The organism is Candidatus Sulfotelmatobacter sp. (genome assembly GCA_036500765.1).
In the GTDB taxonomy this organism is placed as follows: domain Bacteria; phylum Acidobacteriota; class Terriglobia; order Terriglobales; family Acidobacteriaceae; genus Sulfotelmatobacter.
In genome coordinates this window covers 487,106-500,960 of sequence record DASYBM010000016.1, presented here as the reverse complement: position 1 = coordinate 500,960, position 13,855 = coordinate 487,106, and the positions used below count along the sequence as shown (strand labels likewise).

At 56.7% G+C, this 13,855-nt stretch carries 14 protein-coding genes; 9 read left to right on the top strand and 5 right to left on the bottom strand.

Going from position 1 to position 13,855, the window contains the following annotated elements:
* The first annotated feature begins 108 nt into the window (after positions 1–108).
* Positions 109–369, top strand: coding sequence for a hypothetical protein (locus VGM18_19275; protein ID HEY3975157.1), 261 nt, complete (start codon positions 109–111; stop codon positions 367–369).
* Between the two features lie 105 nt (positions 370–474).
* Here the strand turns inward: VGM18_19275 and VGM18_19270 are convergent, their stop codons facing one another.
* Together VGM18_19270 and VGM18_19265 are read right to left on the bottom strand one after the other, a co-directional pair.
* A complete protein-coding gene (locus VGM18_19270; protein ID HEY3975156.1) occupies positions 475–1,692 on the bottom strand; it encodes an MFS transporter in 1,218 nt (405 codons plus the stop codon).
* 146 nt (positions 1,693–1,838) lie between these two features.
* Positions 1,839–3,125, bottom strand: a complete 1,287-nt coding sequence (locus VGM18_19265; GenBank protein ID HEY3975155.1) for a choice-of-anchor tandem repeat GloVer-containing protein — start codon at positions 3,123–3,125, stop codon at positions 1,839–1,841.
* 297 nt (positions 3,126–3,422) lie between these two features.
* Here VGM18_19265 and ftsY point away from each other — a divergent pair, with 297 nt between their 5' ends.
* From ftsY to VGM18_19245, 4 genes are all read left to right on the top strand, one after another.
* Positions 3,423–4,382 (top strand): signal recognition particle-docking protein FtsY, encoded by a 960-nt coding sequence (ftsY, locus tag VGM18_19260; GenBank protein HEY3975154.1) that lies wholly within the window; start codon positions 3,423–3,425, stop codon positions 4,380–4,382.
* Positions 4,383–4,476: 94 nt separating this feature from the next.
* Positions 4,477–4,683 carry a hypothetical protein gene (locus VGM18_19255; protein HEY3975153.1) on the top strand — a complete coding sequence of 69 codons (207 nt, stop codon included), beginning with the start codon at positions 4,477–4,479 and terminating at the stop codon, positions 4,681–4,683.
* Between the two features lie 106 nt (positions 4,684–4,789).
* Entirely contained in the window at positions 4,790–5,956 is a 1,167-nt protein-coding gene (ribD, locus tag VGM18_19250; GenBank protein ID HEY3975152.1) for a bifunctional diaminohydroxyphosphoribosylaminopyrimidine deaminase/5-amino-6-(5-phosphoribosylamino)uracil reductase RibD, read from the top strand.
* A gap of 210 nt (positions 5,957–6,166) precedes the next feature.
* Positions 6,167–6,811, top strand: coding sequence for a riboflavin synthase (locus VGM18_19245; GenBank protein ID HEY3975151.1), 645 nt, complete (start codon positions 6,167–6,169; stop codon positions 6,809–6,811).
* A gap of 185 nt (positions 6,812–6,996) precedes the next feature.
* Here the strand turns inward: VGM18_19245 and VGM18_19240 are convergent, their stop codons facing one another.
* Positions 6,997–7,764: an ATP-binding cassette domain-containing protein gene (locus VGM18_19240; GenBank protein ID HEY3975150.1), complete on the bottom strand. Its 768-nt coding sequence runs from the start codon at positions 7,762–7,764 to the stop codon at positions 6,997–6,999.
* Between the two features lie 67 nt (positions 7,765–7,831).
* On the bottom strand, positions 7,832–8,494 hold the full coding sequence (locus VGM18_19235) for a molybdenum cofactor guanylyltransferase (GenBank protein ID HEY3975149.1): 663 nt from the start codon (positions 8,492–8,494) through the stop codon (positions 7,832–7,834).
* A gap of 186 nt (positions 8,495–8,680) precedes the next feature.
* Here VGM18_19235 and VGM18_19230 point away from each other — a divergent pair, with 186 nt between their 5' ends.
* Both VGM18_19230 and VGM18_19225 read left to right on the top strand, forming a co-directional pair.
* Positions 8,681–9,220, top strand: a complete 540-nt coding sequence (locus tag VGM18_19230; protein HEY3975148.1) for a PilZ domain-containing protein — start codon at positions 8,681–8,683, stop codon at positions 9,218–9,220.
* A gap of 416 nt (positions 9,221–9,636) precedes the next feature.
* Positions 9,637–10,725 (top strand): hypothetical protein, encoded by a 1,089-nt coding sequence (locus VGM18_19225; GenBank protein HEY3975147.1) that lies wholly within the window; start codon positions 9,637–9,639, stop codon positions 10,723–10,725.
* A gap of 149 nt (positions 10,726–10,874) precedes the next feature.
* Here the strand turns inward: VGM18_19225 and VGM18_19220 are convergent, their stop codons facing one another.
* Positions 10,875–11,405 (bottom strand): hypothetical protein, encoded by a 531-nt coding sequence (locus VGM18_19220; protein ID HEY3975146.1) that lies wholly within the window; start codon positions 11,403–11,405, stop codon positions 10,875–10,877.
* A 409-nt stretch (positions 11,406–11,814) separates the two neighbouring features.
* Here VGM18_19220 and VGM18_19215 point away from each other — a divergent pair, with 409 nt between their 5' ends.
* Positions 11,815–13,155: a hypothetical protein gene (locus VGM18_19215; GenBank protein ID HEY3975145.1), complete on the top strand. Its 1,341-nt coding sequence runs from the start codon at positions 11,815–11,817 to the stop codon at positions 13,153–13,155.
* A gap of 258 nt (positions 13,156–13,413) precedes the next feature.
* Complete coding sequence (locus VGM18_19210) at positions 13,414–13,749, top strand: co-chaperone GroES (protein HEY3975144.1); 336 nt, start codon at positions 13,414–13,416, stop codon at positions 13,747–13,749.
* Positions 13,750–13,855 lie beyond the last annotated feature (106 nt).

The window sequence follows — 13,855 nt, the reverse complement described above, 5'->3', positions numbered from 1 at the left end:
TCCCGAGCGGAGCCGTTCTTCAGGCGAAGAGAGGGATCTCGCGCGCACAGCGAAGTCCGAGAATCACGTCACACCGATCGAGTTATATAATTGGCACGGGACTATTCCATGCCCACGCTAACTAAGAGACGAGATCTAACGGAAGGCGAGACTGCCGTTCTCACCATAATTCAGCAAGGCTATGGCGCGCACAACAGTCTCGACAAAGTGTACTTCTCCCCGGAAAATGACGCTGTCATGTTTGTCCGCCTACAGAACGGCATGTCGATTATCATGGCGAACATTTCGCACCTGGCGAACTGCCGCTCCAACGGAACCATCTCCAGCGACGAGGAGTTAAGAATCAAGTGGCTGCGACTAAAAGCCTGATCCTGGGGGCATTGGTGAGCATAACCGCACGGCCGTGGAAGAGCGGCCCTTTAGGGCCGCGTAAAAACCCGCAGATTGTTTACGGGCTTTAGCCGGTGGTTCGCGTTACAACGCCGCCACTCTTCGCTGCACCACCAGAAAATATCCCGCCACCAGAATAAGGATCAACCCGTTCGCCCCCAAGACAATCGGCGCGGTGAACATCGGTACCAGCCACCCAGTCATCAGATTGCCCATCGGCATGCCTCCGCGGAACGCCCAGTTGTAAACGCTCATCACCCGCCCGCGCATTTCGTTGGTCGTAATCAACTGCACCAGCGACGTCACGGTGGCGAACACCGCCATCATCGACGCGCCCACAAAGACCAGCATGGAATAACTTAGGGGTAACGATTTCGACAGCGAGAATCCGGCGATCGCGGCGCCCAGACAAATCAGCATCGCCAGGGCGAACCGGCCTTTCTTCGAGATGTTGCCCAGGCTCGCGACGCCCAGCGAGCCTAGAATCGATCCCACACCCATCAGCGAGAGCAAGTTGCCATACGTCTCGGGACCACGATGGAAAATATCTTTCACGAACACGGGAATGTAGGTTCGCATGGGCATGCTCAAAAACGTCATCAGGAATGCCAGCACGATCAGTCCCACCATCGATCCATGGCCCCACAGAAAACGAATGCCCTGCTTCAGGCTGGTGTAGATCGACTCCTTCGTAATCTGGGGCACGAATCGCGCCGAGATCATCGCGAGCGAAATGATGGGCGCGACAAACGAAAGAGCGTTGAGGCCGAAACACCATGTCTCGCCCAGCTTAGCCAGCGTGACGCCGGCCAGCGCGGGCCCTACAGTCACCGCCAGATTGAACTGAATGGAGTTCAGCGCGATCGCGTTCGGCATGTCTTCCTGATCCACCAGCGTAGGAATCAGCGCCGAGTAAGCGGGCCCGCCGAACGCCTGCGCCAGGCCAGAAACAAACGACAGGCACAGAATCGGCCAGACATGCGTGAGGCCGAGCGCAACCAGAATAGTCAGCGTTCCTGCACTCGCCATCTGAACGTACTGCGAGGCTGTGAGAATTTTTCGCCGTTCTTTGCGGTCCGCGACGACTCCGCCCAGCGGCGACAGCAAGAAGATTGGAATACCGGCGAGAAACTGATCGAGGCCCAGCAGGAACGCCGAGTGACTCAGCCGGTAGATGAGCCATTGCTGCGCCACAATCTGCATCCAGGTGCCAATGCTGGACATGCAGGCGCCGATCCACATCAGGCGAAAATCGCGATATTGAAATGCTTTGAAAACTCTGCGCAGCGTTGGCGTTGACATGGGCTCCGGGCGGAATGGTAGTCCGACATCTATCTTCGCACGAGCGCGCGTCCGCCGCCTCTTTACAGAGGGACGACTTCAATCCGCAGAGATTGGATGACGCGGATGCGGCTGCCGATCCGCGCCGTGACTTGCTGGTCAGCGGCCTATGGATTAGTGATCTGCCAAATGGTTCCGCAGAACAAATCGCATCCCGTCACGCCACCGTTCTGAGCCGTACCGTAGAGGTCTCCCGTCTTGGCGTCGAGCGTAACCGTCCCCGTCAGGTATCCGCCGTTGATTCGATAGGTAAACTGATACAGCGTCGTTTCCGTCCAGGCTCCGCCCTTCACCGCCGGAGGCACTAACTTGTAGACCGATCCGTCGCCCGCCGGGTGCATGTTCAGGCTGCTGGTGGTGCCGTAAAGATTATTGTTGGTGTGGTTCCAGGTAAGTCCCGCGACTGGATAAGCCCCCGAGTCCAGAGTGAAAGCATAAAGAATGGTCTCGGTCCCGGTTCCCGGGGCCAGGGAATACACGACGCCGTAGTTATTCGCGCCGCCGTAGCTGGTCACACCGTAAATGTTCCCACCCGCATCGAAGACCAGACTGCCCGCCGGGCTTGCTCCGGTCGTACTCGAACCTCCAAAGGAATACAACAGAGATTCAGTCGCCGGTTGACCGTTGGCCGCCGGTACATACTTGTACATCGCCCCTTGATTGAACGCTCCCCCCGCAGCCGCGACTCCATACAGCGCTCCCTTCGAGTCCAGAAGAATTGGACCGTTGGGCGTGCTGGCGTCCCCGGTATCTCCGAACGAATACAACACGCTCTCGGTATAACTGGTGCCGTTCTTCGTCGTAAGTTCGTAGAGCACTCCGCTGTCCCAGGTGCCGCCCCGAATCGTAGTCCCGTAGAGGGTTCCCGTCGAAGTCAGGGCCAGGGCGTACGCCGTTGGGAGATGTCCATCTCCGCTCTGCTTGAAGGCGTAGAGAGGCACCTCAGTCCACGCGCCACCCAATACGGCGGGCGGATTCAGCTTGTACACTCCCCCGCAATTGCATACCGGATCCCCACCGCTGTAAGTGGTCCCGTAAAACGCGCCCTTCTTGTCTTGCACGAGATCTGAGATCGGCATGTAGCCCGCGGCATTCCCATAGGGGACAAAATTGTACAGGTATGTGATCGTCCAGGCGCCGCCGGAGACTGGTGGCGACAACTCAAACACCGTTCCCACGCCGTAGGTGCCGCCGCCGCGCGTCGTGCCATAGAAATTCCCGGACGAGTCTTCGATCAGAGCTCCCTGCGGCCAGAAACTCGTGGTCTCGCTGAAGGTGAAAAGCGTACTCTCGGTTTCGATGGCGGCGTTGGCCACCGGAATCAGTGCAGGCGTCGCAATTATGACGATCAGAGTGGTCAGAGCGAGGAGAGCAAGGGTCTGCGTACGGTTCATCGAAACCTCCACAACGATTTTTGCGATTCCCGGGGGGGAGTAAGAAGCCTGGGGGATCCTGCGTCTGCCGCGACAACCAGCAGGCCAGCAGCATACCATAATATTTTCGATTCTGCGCCCAGTAAATGCGCTCGTGAATCTGAATTTACGCGGCGTGAATTGTATGCAGAATCCTGCACATTGAAGGTTCGGAAAAAAGTAGCGCCGGCGACCCGCCGGCAGTCGCGGGGGCGTCCCGCCCGCGCACCCCGCCACGTGCAAAGAGCTGCCCGTATAATCGAACTTTGGCAGTCTTATATGATTCAGACCCTGTTCGGCAGCCTCGAGCAAGAAAAAGAAAAGAAAACCGGCTTCTTTGACCGCATGAAGCAGGCGGTCACGCGCACCCGCGAAAATCTCGCCGAGCGCATCGACGAGGTCGCTTCTTTCGGCAAAGAGATCGACGCGAGCACCCTCGATGACCTCGAGGCCACGCTCATCGGCGCCGATTTAGGCAACACCACGACGCAAGAAGTTCTCGGCAAGCTGCGCGACAAGGCCAGCCGCAAGCAGATCAAGGACGTTCAGGAACTCAAACGCCTGCTGAAAGAAGAACTGCTGGCGATTCTGACCACTGCGAACACTCGCCCAGTCAGCAAAGTCGATGGGCCGGAGGTAATTCTGGTAGTCGGCGTAAACGGCACCGGCAAAACGACGACGATCGGTAAACTCTCACAAGTCTTTCGCTCGCAGGGAAAAAACGTGTTGCTCTGCGCCGCCGACACCTTCCGCGCCGCTGCCATCGATCAACTCGAAATCTGGGGCTCGCGCACCGGCACCGAAGTGATCAAGACCAAACCCGGAGGCGATCCGTCAGCCGTCTTATTTGACGCCCTGCAGTCGGCGGTTGCCCGCAAGTCCGACTACGTTGTCGTCGATACTGCCGGCCGCTTGCACACAAAGACCAGCCTGATGTCGGAGCTCGATAAAATGCGGCGCACCGCGCAACGCATCATCCCCGGCGCGCCCCACGAAACGCTGCTGGTAATGGACGCCACGACCGGTCAAAATGGCTTGCAGCAGGCCCGCATGTTCACCGAGTCGGCGGGAGTCACGGGAATCGTACTCACCAAACTTGACGGCACCGCCAAGGGCGGAGTTGTCGTTGCCATTTCGCGTGAGCTTGGATTACCCGTCCGCTATGTCGGCGTTGGTGAAAAAGCCGGCGATCTTCTGCCCTTCGATCCCAAAGAATTTGTAGACTCGTTATTTGAGTAAGCAGGCATAGAATGATTAGTGGCCCGTGATCGGCTCAGTAAAGTCTGCCGCTGACCATTCGACACTGACCACTGACCGCTTTTTAGGAGTATCTATGCGGGATGAACAGAAACGTTCGCGACTGCGAATTGCATTGGATTTTCTAAAGCGCCTTCTCGGCGTGAAACCCTCTACCCCGCCGGGCGATCCCTACGCCTATGCGATGGCGCCGTTGCGCCGCGGCCCGAAAGGACGCAGCGGTGCCGCAGTAGCCGAGATCGAAGAAGACTCGTATCGGAGCTTTCCTCCGCGGCGAAGTTAGTAGTTCGTGGTTTTTCTTCGCGTCCTTTGCGGATTTTCTTAGCGTCCTTTGCGGCGAGGCTTTTGCTCTACAAGCACAGTTGGAACACGTGATAGCCTCTCCCTGAATGCCCGCACGCCCAGCCGACGATCGCCATCTTAAGCAAGCGCTCGAACTCGCCCGCCAAGGCATCGGCCTTGCCTCGCCGAATCCCTATGTAGGAGCGCTGATTGCCGACGCCAATGGCAACGTAGCCGGCACCGGAATTTATACATACGCAGGCGTAAAGCACGCCGAAATCCTCGCCCTGGAAGCGGCCGGCGCGAAAGCCCGCGGCGGAACGCTCTACATCAACCTCGAACCGCATGCGCATCAAGGCCGCACCCCACCATGTACCGACGCGCTGATCGCGGCAGGAATTCACCGCGTAGTCGCGTCCATGCCCGATCCCAATCCAAAAGTAAGCGGACTCGGATTCGAGAAACTGCGCACCGCTGGCGTGCAAGTCGAAGTCGGAGCCTTGGAAGAAGAAGCTCGTCGCCTGAATGAAGCCTTCGCCCGCTACATCCGCCACGGCACGCCACTGGTAACTCTGAAAGCCGCCATGACGCTCGACGGCAAAATCGCGCCGCCGCCAGCCGAAGAATTAAACCGAGCCGAAGGAGTTCCCCCCGGCGGATGGGTGACCAGCGAAGTCGCCCGCGCCCACGTGCAGGAATTGCGGCACGAGAACGACGCGCTCATGGTTGGCGCAGGCACAATTCTTTCCGACAATCCCCTGCTCACCGATCGCAGCGGGAGGCCGCGCCGACGCTCTCTGCTCCGCGTGATTCTCGATTCGCGCCTCCGCCTGCCGCTCGATTCCAGAATCGTTCGCAACGCCGCTGCCGAACGAAAAGATGATGTGCTGGTCTTCTGCTCCTCCGCCGACCCGCAGAAAAAAGTCGAACTTGAGCAACTTGGAATTCGTGTGGAGACCGTTCCCGCCGCTAGTCCCGACGGACGCCCGGATCTCACCGCTATTCTTCGGCGCCTCGGCCAGTTAGAAATGAACTCGGTCATGATCGAAGGCGGAGCAATCGTCAACTGGACCGCCCTCGCAGCCAACGCCGTCGACAAGGTCTTCCTGTATTACGCTCCCAGGATTCTTGCCGGGACAGGCTCGATTCCCTTCGCCTCCGGAGCCGGATTCCACCACATGAGCCAGGCCGCGCAGGTCAAGAACGTCCACCTCCATCGCTTCGGCGAAGATTTCGCAGTAGAAGGATACTTGCGCGATCCCTACGGCGAATAAAGGCGTTTTCAAAACCGAGGCGCAAGACGACGCTTGCCATCCTGAGCGGAGCCGTTTTTCAGGCGCAGCGAAGGATCTCCCGCTTAACCAGCCTCTGAGCGTAAGCCAAATTGCGTCGCCACGGCAAACTACATTGCTACTCTGTGACTCTGTGCCTCCGTGGTGACTTCATTGCGGGTTTATGATGTTAGTTTCATCTCGGAGGCCCTCATGTTTACCGGCATCGTCGAAGAAGTTGGGTACATCACCCGCATCGAGCAGCGGGGCGAAAACCGCCGCATCACCGTAGCCGCCAAGAATATACCGAAAGAACTGAAGAGTGGCGACAGCGTAGCCGTCAGCGGAGTCTGCCTGACCGCACTCGACATCAAGGAAGGAACCTTCTGCGCCGACCTCGCGCCCGAAACCTGGGTGCGCACATCGTTCTCCCGCATCCACGAAGGCGCGCTGGTGAATCTCGAACTGCCCATGAAAGCCGGCGGCCGTTTCGGAGGCCACATCGTGCAGGGCCACATAGACGGAGTCGGCAAGCTCATCGCTCTCGATCGCATCGCCGAATCGGACAACTGGTGGCTGCAGATCGAACTGCCCGATGAGATCGAGAAATATACCGCCTACAAAGGCTCGATTTCGATCGAAGGCATCAGCTTGACGGTCGCGAAGTTAGAAAGAAATCGCTGCACCATCGCCATCATTCCGCACACCGTCGAGATGACGAATCTGCATTCGCTGAAACCCGGCGACCCCGTGAATCTCGAAGCCGACCTGATCGCAAAATACGTCGACAAGATGATGCGAAGCGAAGCGCGAGAGAGTTCGCTGACGATCGAAGACTTAGTGCAGCAAGGCTTCTAAACGAAAGATGTGGCGCCGTTTGGTAGCGCCGCCGTCCCGGCGGCTGTCCGGTGGGCGTCTCGCCCACCGCGCCGGCAGCGAGCGAAAATTACAAAACATCTCAGCATCAGACCGAGCTTCCGGCTGCGAGCGCGAGTCGCGCTCGCGACAGCCGGCGAAACGCCGCGCTGCTTAAGGCGAGAAATTCACGCTTCCAGTTTCATTTCGTCGAGTTCCAGAAATTCCTGAATGATGAGATGCGGCGATTTCTCCATCTCGGCGTACGGTCCGAAGAAAATCGCGCGCCCCTCATGAAGAAACACAACGCGTTCGGCCAGTTTCTTGGCAAGCCGCATATCATGGGTCACGACGATGCTGGTCAGGTTCAGCTGAATTTTGAGTCGCTTGATGAGGTCGCCGAGCAACTGCGCCATGAGGGGATCGACCATCGTGGTCGGCTCATCATAGAGCACGCATTCCGGCCGCGCCGCCAGCGCCCGCGCGATCGCCACCGAGCGCTTCATGCCCGTGGAAAGATCGGAGGGCAGTAAGTCGCGCATCTCCTGCACGCCCACCATTTGCAGCAGGCCATCGACGATCTGATAAATCTGCTCTTCGCTCAGTTCCTGGTGTTCGCGCAGCGGAAACGCAACATTCTCACCCACCGACAGGGAGTCGAACAGCGCGCCATTCTGAAACACCATCGTGACTTTCTTGCGGATGAGTTCAAGCTGATCCTCGTTGTAATCGGTGATGTCCTCGCCGGCAACGATGACGCGTCCCGAGTCCGGCTTAAGAAATCCCATGATGTGATGCAGCGACACCGATTTCCCCACACCGCTGCGACCCAGGATGCACACGGTCTCCGCCGGGAGAACGTCGAAGCTGACATGATCGAGCACAACATTGTCCCCAAAGGCCTTGGAGACCTCGCGGAATTCGATGTACGGCGCGGGTTGGGGATCTTCGGGCATGCTCAACTTCTTACAGCGTTGTCATCCTGATTCCAAGAGCATTGTCACGCTGATTCCAGGAGCGTTGTCATCCTGAGCGGCGTTGTTTGCCGCGAAGGATCTCTGCATTTTCCCCTGACGGATGCATGGCAAATTCTCCACCAGCCTCCTCCACATCCGCCGCCGTATTCAAGTTACGAAACATCGTCGGCGTAAAGCCTGCTGCTATCAACTCGTCTTCGCTAACCACCTGGGTTCGCGAATCGTCAAACAATGCGTCTATCTTATAGCGACCTGCATGCAGAGCTTGCTCCGCCGCATCTGCAAACTCTCGGCGATAAACCGCGCACAAGGGCTGCCAGCCCCGCTCTGTCTGCGCAACGGTCACAATCGCCGACGGCGAATTCCGCGCCCGCCCGATCAAATACTCTAACAGCGCCGCCGACAAAAACGGCACATCCACGGCGAGCATCAAATTCAGTTCCGCCGACGACGCCCGCAGCGCCGCGTGAATTCCTCCCAGCGGCCCGCATCCAGGAAAAATGTCATCGACAACCGGCGCGAAAGCCGCAAACTTCGCGGGATCGCCCACGATGCGCACATTCGAAGTGACGGACTGCGCCAACTCCAGCGACCGCGTCAGCAGCGTGCGTCCGTCGAGCGGAACGAATGCCTTATCGGTACCCATGCGCGTGCTTTTGCCTCCGGCAAGGATGAATGCGGCCACATCCGAGGAGGAATCGCTGTCCATGGAGCGATGATACATGCGGTACCGGCAGGCTAAAACCTTCCACAACCTAACTGTCTGCATCGATTCAACTTATGTACGCTCCCGCACGAACACGTTGCACGAAAGTAACCTACCCAAAGTCAGTCCTTCGCGAGATGATGGGCATGCATTCCGGGTCCCAGCCCGGAAGAATTAGAAGAATCCAACATGGCTCAAAAATTCATGGATGTGCTTATGCTTGGGCGCTGCTCGCACGAATTTTCATGGCCGCGCCGTGGCAACGATGGCGACTACTACCAGGTCTGCCTGCTCTGCGCCGCGGAATACAAGTATGACTGGACCACCATGCGCCGCACCGAGCGCGTGGAGCACGCCAAGCCTGAAACCGGCCCACGGCGCAGCCATGCGCGCGAGAAAAGGCCGTCGTGGGTGCCGCGGGCACGTCGCTTGAAACTCGACATTCCGCTGCGCTATCGCGTCAACAAGACCAGCACCTGGTTCGAAGGAATCATCGAAAACATCAGTCAGAGCGGTGTGCTCTTCAACGGCCCGCAGCAGCTTCCCGTGAACGCGCTCATCGAGATGGTCTTTGAAATGCCGGAAGAAATTTCCGGACAGAAGAACAGCAACGTCGTCTGCCAGGGCCGCGTGATGCGCGCCAAAGATGCATCAACCGCTGAGCCAGCAGCAGAGCAGGAAAATAGCGGGCTGGCCGCATCGATTGTCGACTATAAGTTCATCCATTAGGAAGCTTTCGCCAAAGTCTCATTAAAGTAGCCCTTCTTCCCGCCCTTCGCGGAATTTCTTCGCGCCCTTTGCGATTCAGGCTTTCTGATTGCGCCCGTCAACCAACCGACTTGCCGAACAAAGCTATACCTCCCCGTCCTCCTGTCTGCCACCTCGTCATGTCCCAATGTCCCGTCGGGCCGAACAAACGCTCTTACCCAAGGATGAAACGAAATCTTTGGTGAACGGTTTCCCGACGAAATGCATCGAAAGCAACGCCGCTATTCGTCTACGCGAATTAGATCCTAGGCATCGCGCCGAAGGATATTCCAACTAATCCCGCGGCCAGTGAGACCTGCCATAAGACCGGCCTCTGGGAATCATGCAGTTCGCCGAAGCCGCTCCATCCTAATTTTGATACCGTTTCGGAGGTTAAGATGACGTCGCTTAGTAAGTTCTCCATCGGGACAGCGTTGCTGTCCCTCGTGTTTGCGGCCATGCCCGCGATCGCCCAGATAACCATTTCCGGCAATTTGCCGGCATCGAGCGGAGGGACTTATACCCTGCCGATCACCGTTTCCGCGCACGCGACGGGGAATGTCGGCGGTTGGCAAGTGTATTTCGGCAACACCTCATATTATTCAAGCAGTACGGGCCTGGGAGGATACCTCGATGTAAACCTCAACAATGTTCCGACTGGAACTTACCAGGTGACGGTGACGGCCTACGAGAGCGGCAACGGGAACGTTTATGCTTCCTATGTGGCACAGAACGTTAAGGTCATCTCCAACCCGCTACCCACCCCTCCATCAGGCTGGACCAGTCCAACCTATCCGAATCTCCAGAATCCCGCTCACGATCCTGGACACTGGGACTCATACTGTCCCACCGGTTGCAGCAACGGATCAAGCAGTCTGACTCAGGACGTAGCGTCGCCTTCGCTTTCGGGCGCGTCGATGGCGGAGTATGCGGCTTCCAACAACTATTATTACGACATCCTGTATTACCAATATCTGGGATGCCCCAGCGGCGGCTGCGAAGCGGTGGGAAATATGATCGACGATTTCTGGTTCTACACGGCGCCGTCTCCGTCCAACGGCTTCCAGCAGCTTGAATTCGATCCTGATCTTTATGATTCGTATGGCTACGAATACCAGGGAAGCGTTGCCTGCCGGATGAACGGGACCGACGCCGGAACCTGGTATGTGTGGGACATGAACACGAATAGCTGGGTATCAGCCTCGCGTTCCTGCACCATCACGCCGCAACAGTGGCATCACCTTTCGTGGAACGTCGCTTTCAACACCAGCGGCAGCGGATGTCCCAACAGCGTCCCCTGCTACACCTACAAAACCCTGGTCTTCGACGGAACAACGGTCTTCAGCAATCTGGGCTGGTCTTATAACGCCGACAAACTGTCGTCGTACACCACGACAGTGAATGTCCAACAGGAGATCGATAACTTCGACGCCGCAAACGTCGCTAACCACGTCTATTACGACAACTACAACCTTTGGGTCTGGTAGTCCAGGCTTTCGGATTCGTGAATCGAGGTTGCCCCACCCCCTTGTCTCCGCGAATTTTGCGGAGACAGGGTGGGGACTAAAAAATGTGAGCCGTCTTCACTTCTTTCCGAACTCATACAAATAACAGAAGAGTCTCTTCAACCTATCGCTCAAGCCGCTCGCATTGCGAGAGCTGCTTTTCTTCCTTTATTCCCCGTGGTGGTATGCAAGATGTGCAGGGCGAAGATCGCTGCGTCAACCGCTTGACGTTCTCGCAGATTTTCGCTGCCGGCGTGAAATAGCTCTCGAGAACGCAGGGTTAGGGCCCACTCAGCCTGGGCAATGCGCTCCGACAGCTTACTTTTATCCGTCTCAAACACCGCAGCCGTATAGAGTTCTCTCCAGCTCTTATGAATCGGAGAAGCGGTTCCTTCAGTATTCACAGTGCACTCCTTTTTCAGTTGCTCCAACGGTCGGTGTAGAGCCAGTTCGCAAGGGCATACAGGTAGGCATAGGTTCCATTCCGAATCGGTGCCATCGAGCCGGACTGTTGCATCAAACGATCGCATCACCGCACCGCAACGTTTGCACCGGCGTTGTTGCTTTGGTTCCGAAGACATGGCGGAGAGAAATGCTCCGATGGATTCGACCAGCTCCTCTTTTTCTCTGTCGACTTTTTTCCTTTCGATGGATTGTGCCATTGGGAAAACGCCTTTCAGCTTGCGTATGTTTTGATCATACGTCCGCCTGGACTTTCCGTCTGCGCGGTTGTGGCTACAGATCAGTACGGTTTCGCACATACATTTCAGCGGGAAATCGGGGCCGGGCTTTGTTCATGAGAACCACCACGAAAAGAGCGGCCCGAGCTTCGCTATCTCGGAGAATCGGGAACGGTCGGGGGTGTCACGGTGTCTCATCAGGGGTGTCACGGTGTCTCTAGGTTGTATCGGCTGCTCGCAATTTGGGTGTCGATAATTTAGGGTGTCGATGATGAAGCGTATGCGGAACTGCTACCTAGTCGTATTGGCGCTCGCAACATCCGCTCTAGGCTTTGCCCATTCGCCCGGGCCGGCTACGCCCAAGCAGCCAGCGTTTTCAATCGCTATCAGTATGCCGCCCGTCGTCAGGGCGGAATCTGAAATGTTGTTGGAAATTGCCATGACCAATACATCCGATAAGGACGTCCCCTATGGCGTTATCGCGGGATGGCCGGCGTGGTCGATGTTTCAAATCGACCTTCATGACTCTGCCGGCAATCTGATTCCAGAAACGCCACTAGGAAAAAGAATTCATGACGGTCCCTTGACAGCGAGTGTGTTTTCCGCTCCGCTAGCGCCAGGCAAAGCATTACGACCGATCGTAATGCTGAACTGGATCTACGACCTCGGCCGACCCGGCGACTACACCGTTCAAGCACGCAGGATGGACCAATCGAGCGGCATGGAAGTGAAATCGAATATCCTGACGTTCCGGATTCCTCTATCCGCGCCACCTTCGCGCCCAGGCAACCCAACGATTTCGATTGCGATCACCTCACCATTCGAGTCGGTCAGTGCAGGTTGGCAAATACCGATTGAAATCTCGGTGAAGAACCTCTCGCGCCGGGGCGCCAACCTTGCCGTCTGGAACGGCCAAAACCAAGACGCAACTTCAAAGGAGCCGGATGAGTTTGGCTTCGGATTGGAGGTGCGAGACGGGCACGGCAATCCCGTGGCGCTTACAAAGGAAGGACAAGCCATCTTCAAGCATGAGGAGTTGCCTACTGGCTACTTTGCGTTTGTTCCTCTTCCACCTGGCGAAATGGTGGAAGAAACGAGGGTGCTCGGAGGAATTTGCGACATTCGCAGCCCAGGACTGTATTCAATCCAGGTAGTGTTGAACGATCCGACAACGAACCTTCCTGTGAGGTCAAATGCGATTCGCGTCGAAGTAAATGAGTCGGCACCGGTGCACCCAGCGTTCGTAATCACTATCAGCCAGGACGAAGCTCTCACGACGGATCGTCGATTTGGATTGAGGCTATGCCAAACCAACATTTCGAACCATAGGATCAAGCTCGACAATTACACGTTCGAACAGGAAATTTCGCTTCGTGACAGCCAAGGATTACCGGTGCCATGGAATGAAAAGGGCAAGAGGACAATAAAAGAAGGAGACGAGAATTTCCATCGAGGTGACCGCGGCGTTGACGCCAGCCACCTGTGGGACCTGGCTCCCGGCGGGAACCTGTGTGGGGTTATTACCCTGGATGGATTTGGTGCGAATGATACGAGTTGGGATATTAGCAAACCAGGCAAATATTCAATTCAAGTTATTCGATTTGATTATCCAGACAAGGCTCCTGAGCAGAGAATGGAAGAGTTGCCGAAGGTGAAAACCAATACCATCACATGGGTTTTCTCTCCGGAATCATCGATGCTAAAGAAGGCGGGCGGCAGTTCGATTCGTTAGCTGAGTTAGATAGAAGAAATTGCAAGGGCAGTGTTCCAATCACTCCCGGTTTGGGCTTGTGTGGGCCACCACCGCTTTTGAGGAAAGCATGCCAGCATTGACTCAGCCGTCCCTCTTGACAAACTTCCACCTACGTCTCTACAATTAGCACTCGTGAGGCTTAACTGCTAACAGCGGCTGCCTAACCCAACCAAATCATACGTTTACGCATATCTCAGGCAGACGAATCTGCCTACTACTTGAAAGGAGTAGCACACCATGGCGAAATTTTCACCGCTTCATGACCGCATTCTGGTCCGTCGCGTGGAAGAGGCTTCCACCACCCGTGGCGGCATCATCATCCCCGACTCGGCCAAGGACAAACCGCAGGAAGGCGAAGTCATCTCCACCGGCAAAGGCCGCACCAACGACGAGGGCAAGACTTTTCCCTTGGCCGTCCACGAAGGCGACCGCATCCTGTTCGGCAAATACTCCGGCACCGAGATCAAGATTGATGGCGAAGACTACATCATCATGAAAGAAGAAGAAGTTCTCGGCATTCTGACCGGCGCCAGTACCCCGGCTAAGAAGGAACTTGCTGGCAGCCGCAAGTAAATGTCGTTGGTCGTTAGTCGTCGGTCGTTAGCCAAAACCTAACACCCACGACCCGATTTAGCTAGAAGCTAGCAGCTAGAAGCTCAAAGCCGAAAGCTGATAGCCA

Coding starts and splice junctions, on each gene's coding strand:
- VGM18_19215 (HEY3975145.1), top strand. CDS start 11,815: ATGCCGCCCGTCGTCAGGGCGGAATCTGAAATGTTGTTGGAAATTGCC.
- VGM18_19235 (HEY3975149.1), bottom strand. CDS start 8,494: ATGGACAGCGATTCCTCCTCGGATGTGGCCGCATTCATCCTTGCCGGA.
- VGM18_19220 (HEY3975146.1), bottom strand. CDS start 11,405: ATGGCACAATCCATCGAAAGGAAAAAAGTCGACAGAGAAAAAGAGGAG.
- VGM18_19230 (HEY3975148.1), top strand. CDS start 8,681: ATGGCTCAAAAATTCATGGATGTGCTTATGCTTGGGCGCTGCTCGCAC.
- VGM18_19240 (HEY3975150.1), bottom strand. CDS start 7,764: ATGCCCGAAGATCCCCAACCCGCGCCGTACATCGAATTCCGCGAGGTC.
- VGM18_19210 (HEY3975144.1), top strand. CDS start 13,414: ATGGCGAAATTTTCACCGCTTCATGACCGCATTCTGGTCCGTCGCGTG.
- VGM18_19275 (HEY3975157.1), top strand. CDS start 109: ATGCCCACGCTAACTAAGAGACGAGATCTAACGGAAGGCGAGACTGCC.
- VGM18_19225 (HEY3975147.1), top strand. CDS start 9,637: ATGACGTCGCTTAGTAAGTTCTCCATCGGGACAGCGTTGCTGTCCCTC.
- ftsY (HEY3975154.1), top strand. CDS start 3,423: ATGATTCAGACCCTGTTCGGCAGCCTCGAGCAAGAAAAAGAAAAGAAA.
- VGM18_19255 (HEY3975153.1), top strand. CDS start 4,477: ATGCGGGATGAACAGAAACGTTCGCGACTGCGAATTGCATTGGATTTT.
- VGM18_19245 (HEY3975151.1), top strand. CDS start 6,167: ATGTTTACCGGCATCGTCGAAGAAGTTGGGTACATCACCCGCATCGAG.
- VGM18_19265 (HEY3975155.1), bottom strand. CDS start 3,125: ATGAACCGTACGCAGACCCTTGCTCTCCTCGCTCTGACCACTCTGATC.
- VGM18_19270 (HEY3975156.1), bottom strand. CDS start 1,692: ATGTCAACGCCAACGCTGCGCAGAGTTTTCAAAGCATTTCAATATCGC.
- ribD (HEY3975152.1), top strand. CDS start 4,790: ATGCCCGCACGCCCAGCCGACGATCGCCATCTTAAGCAAGCGCTCGAA.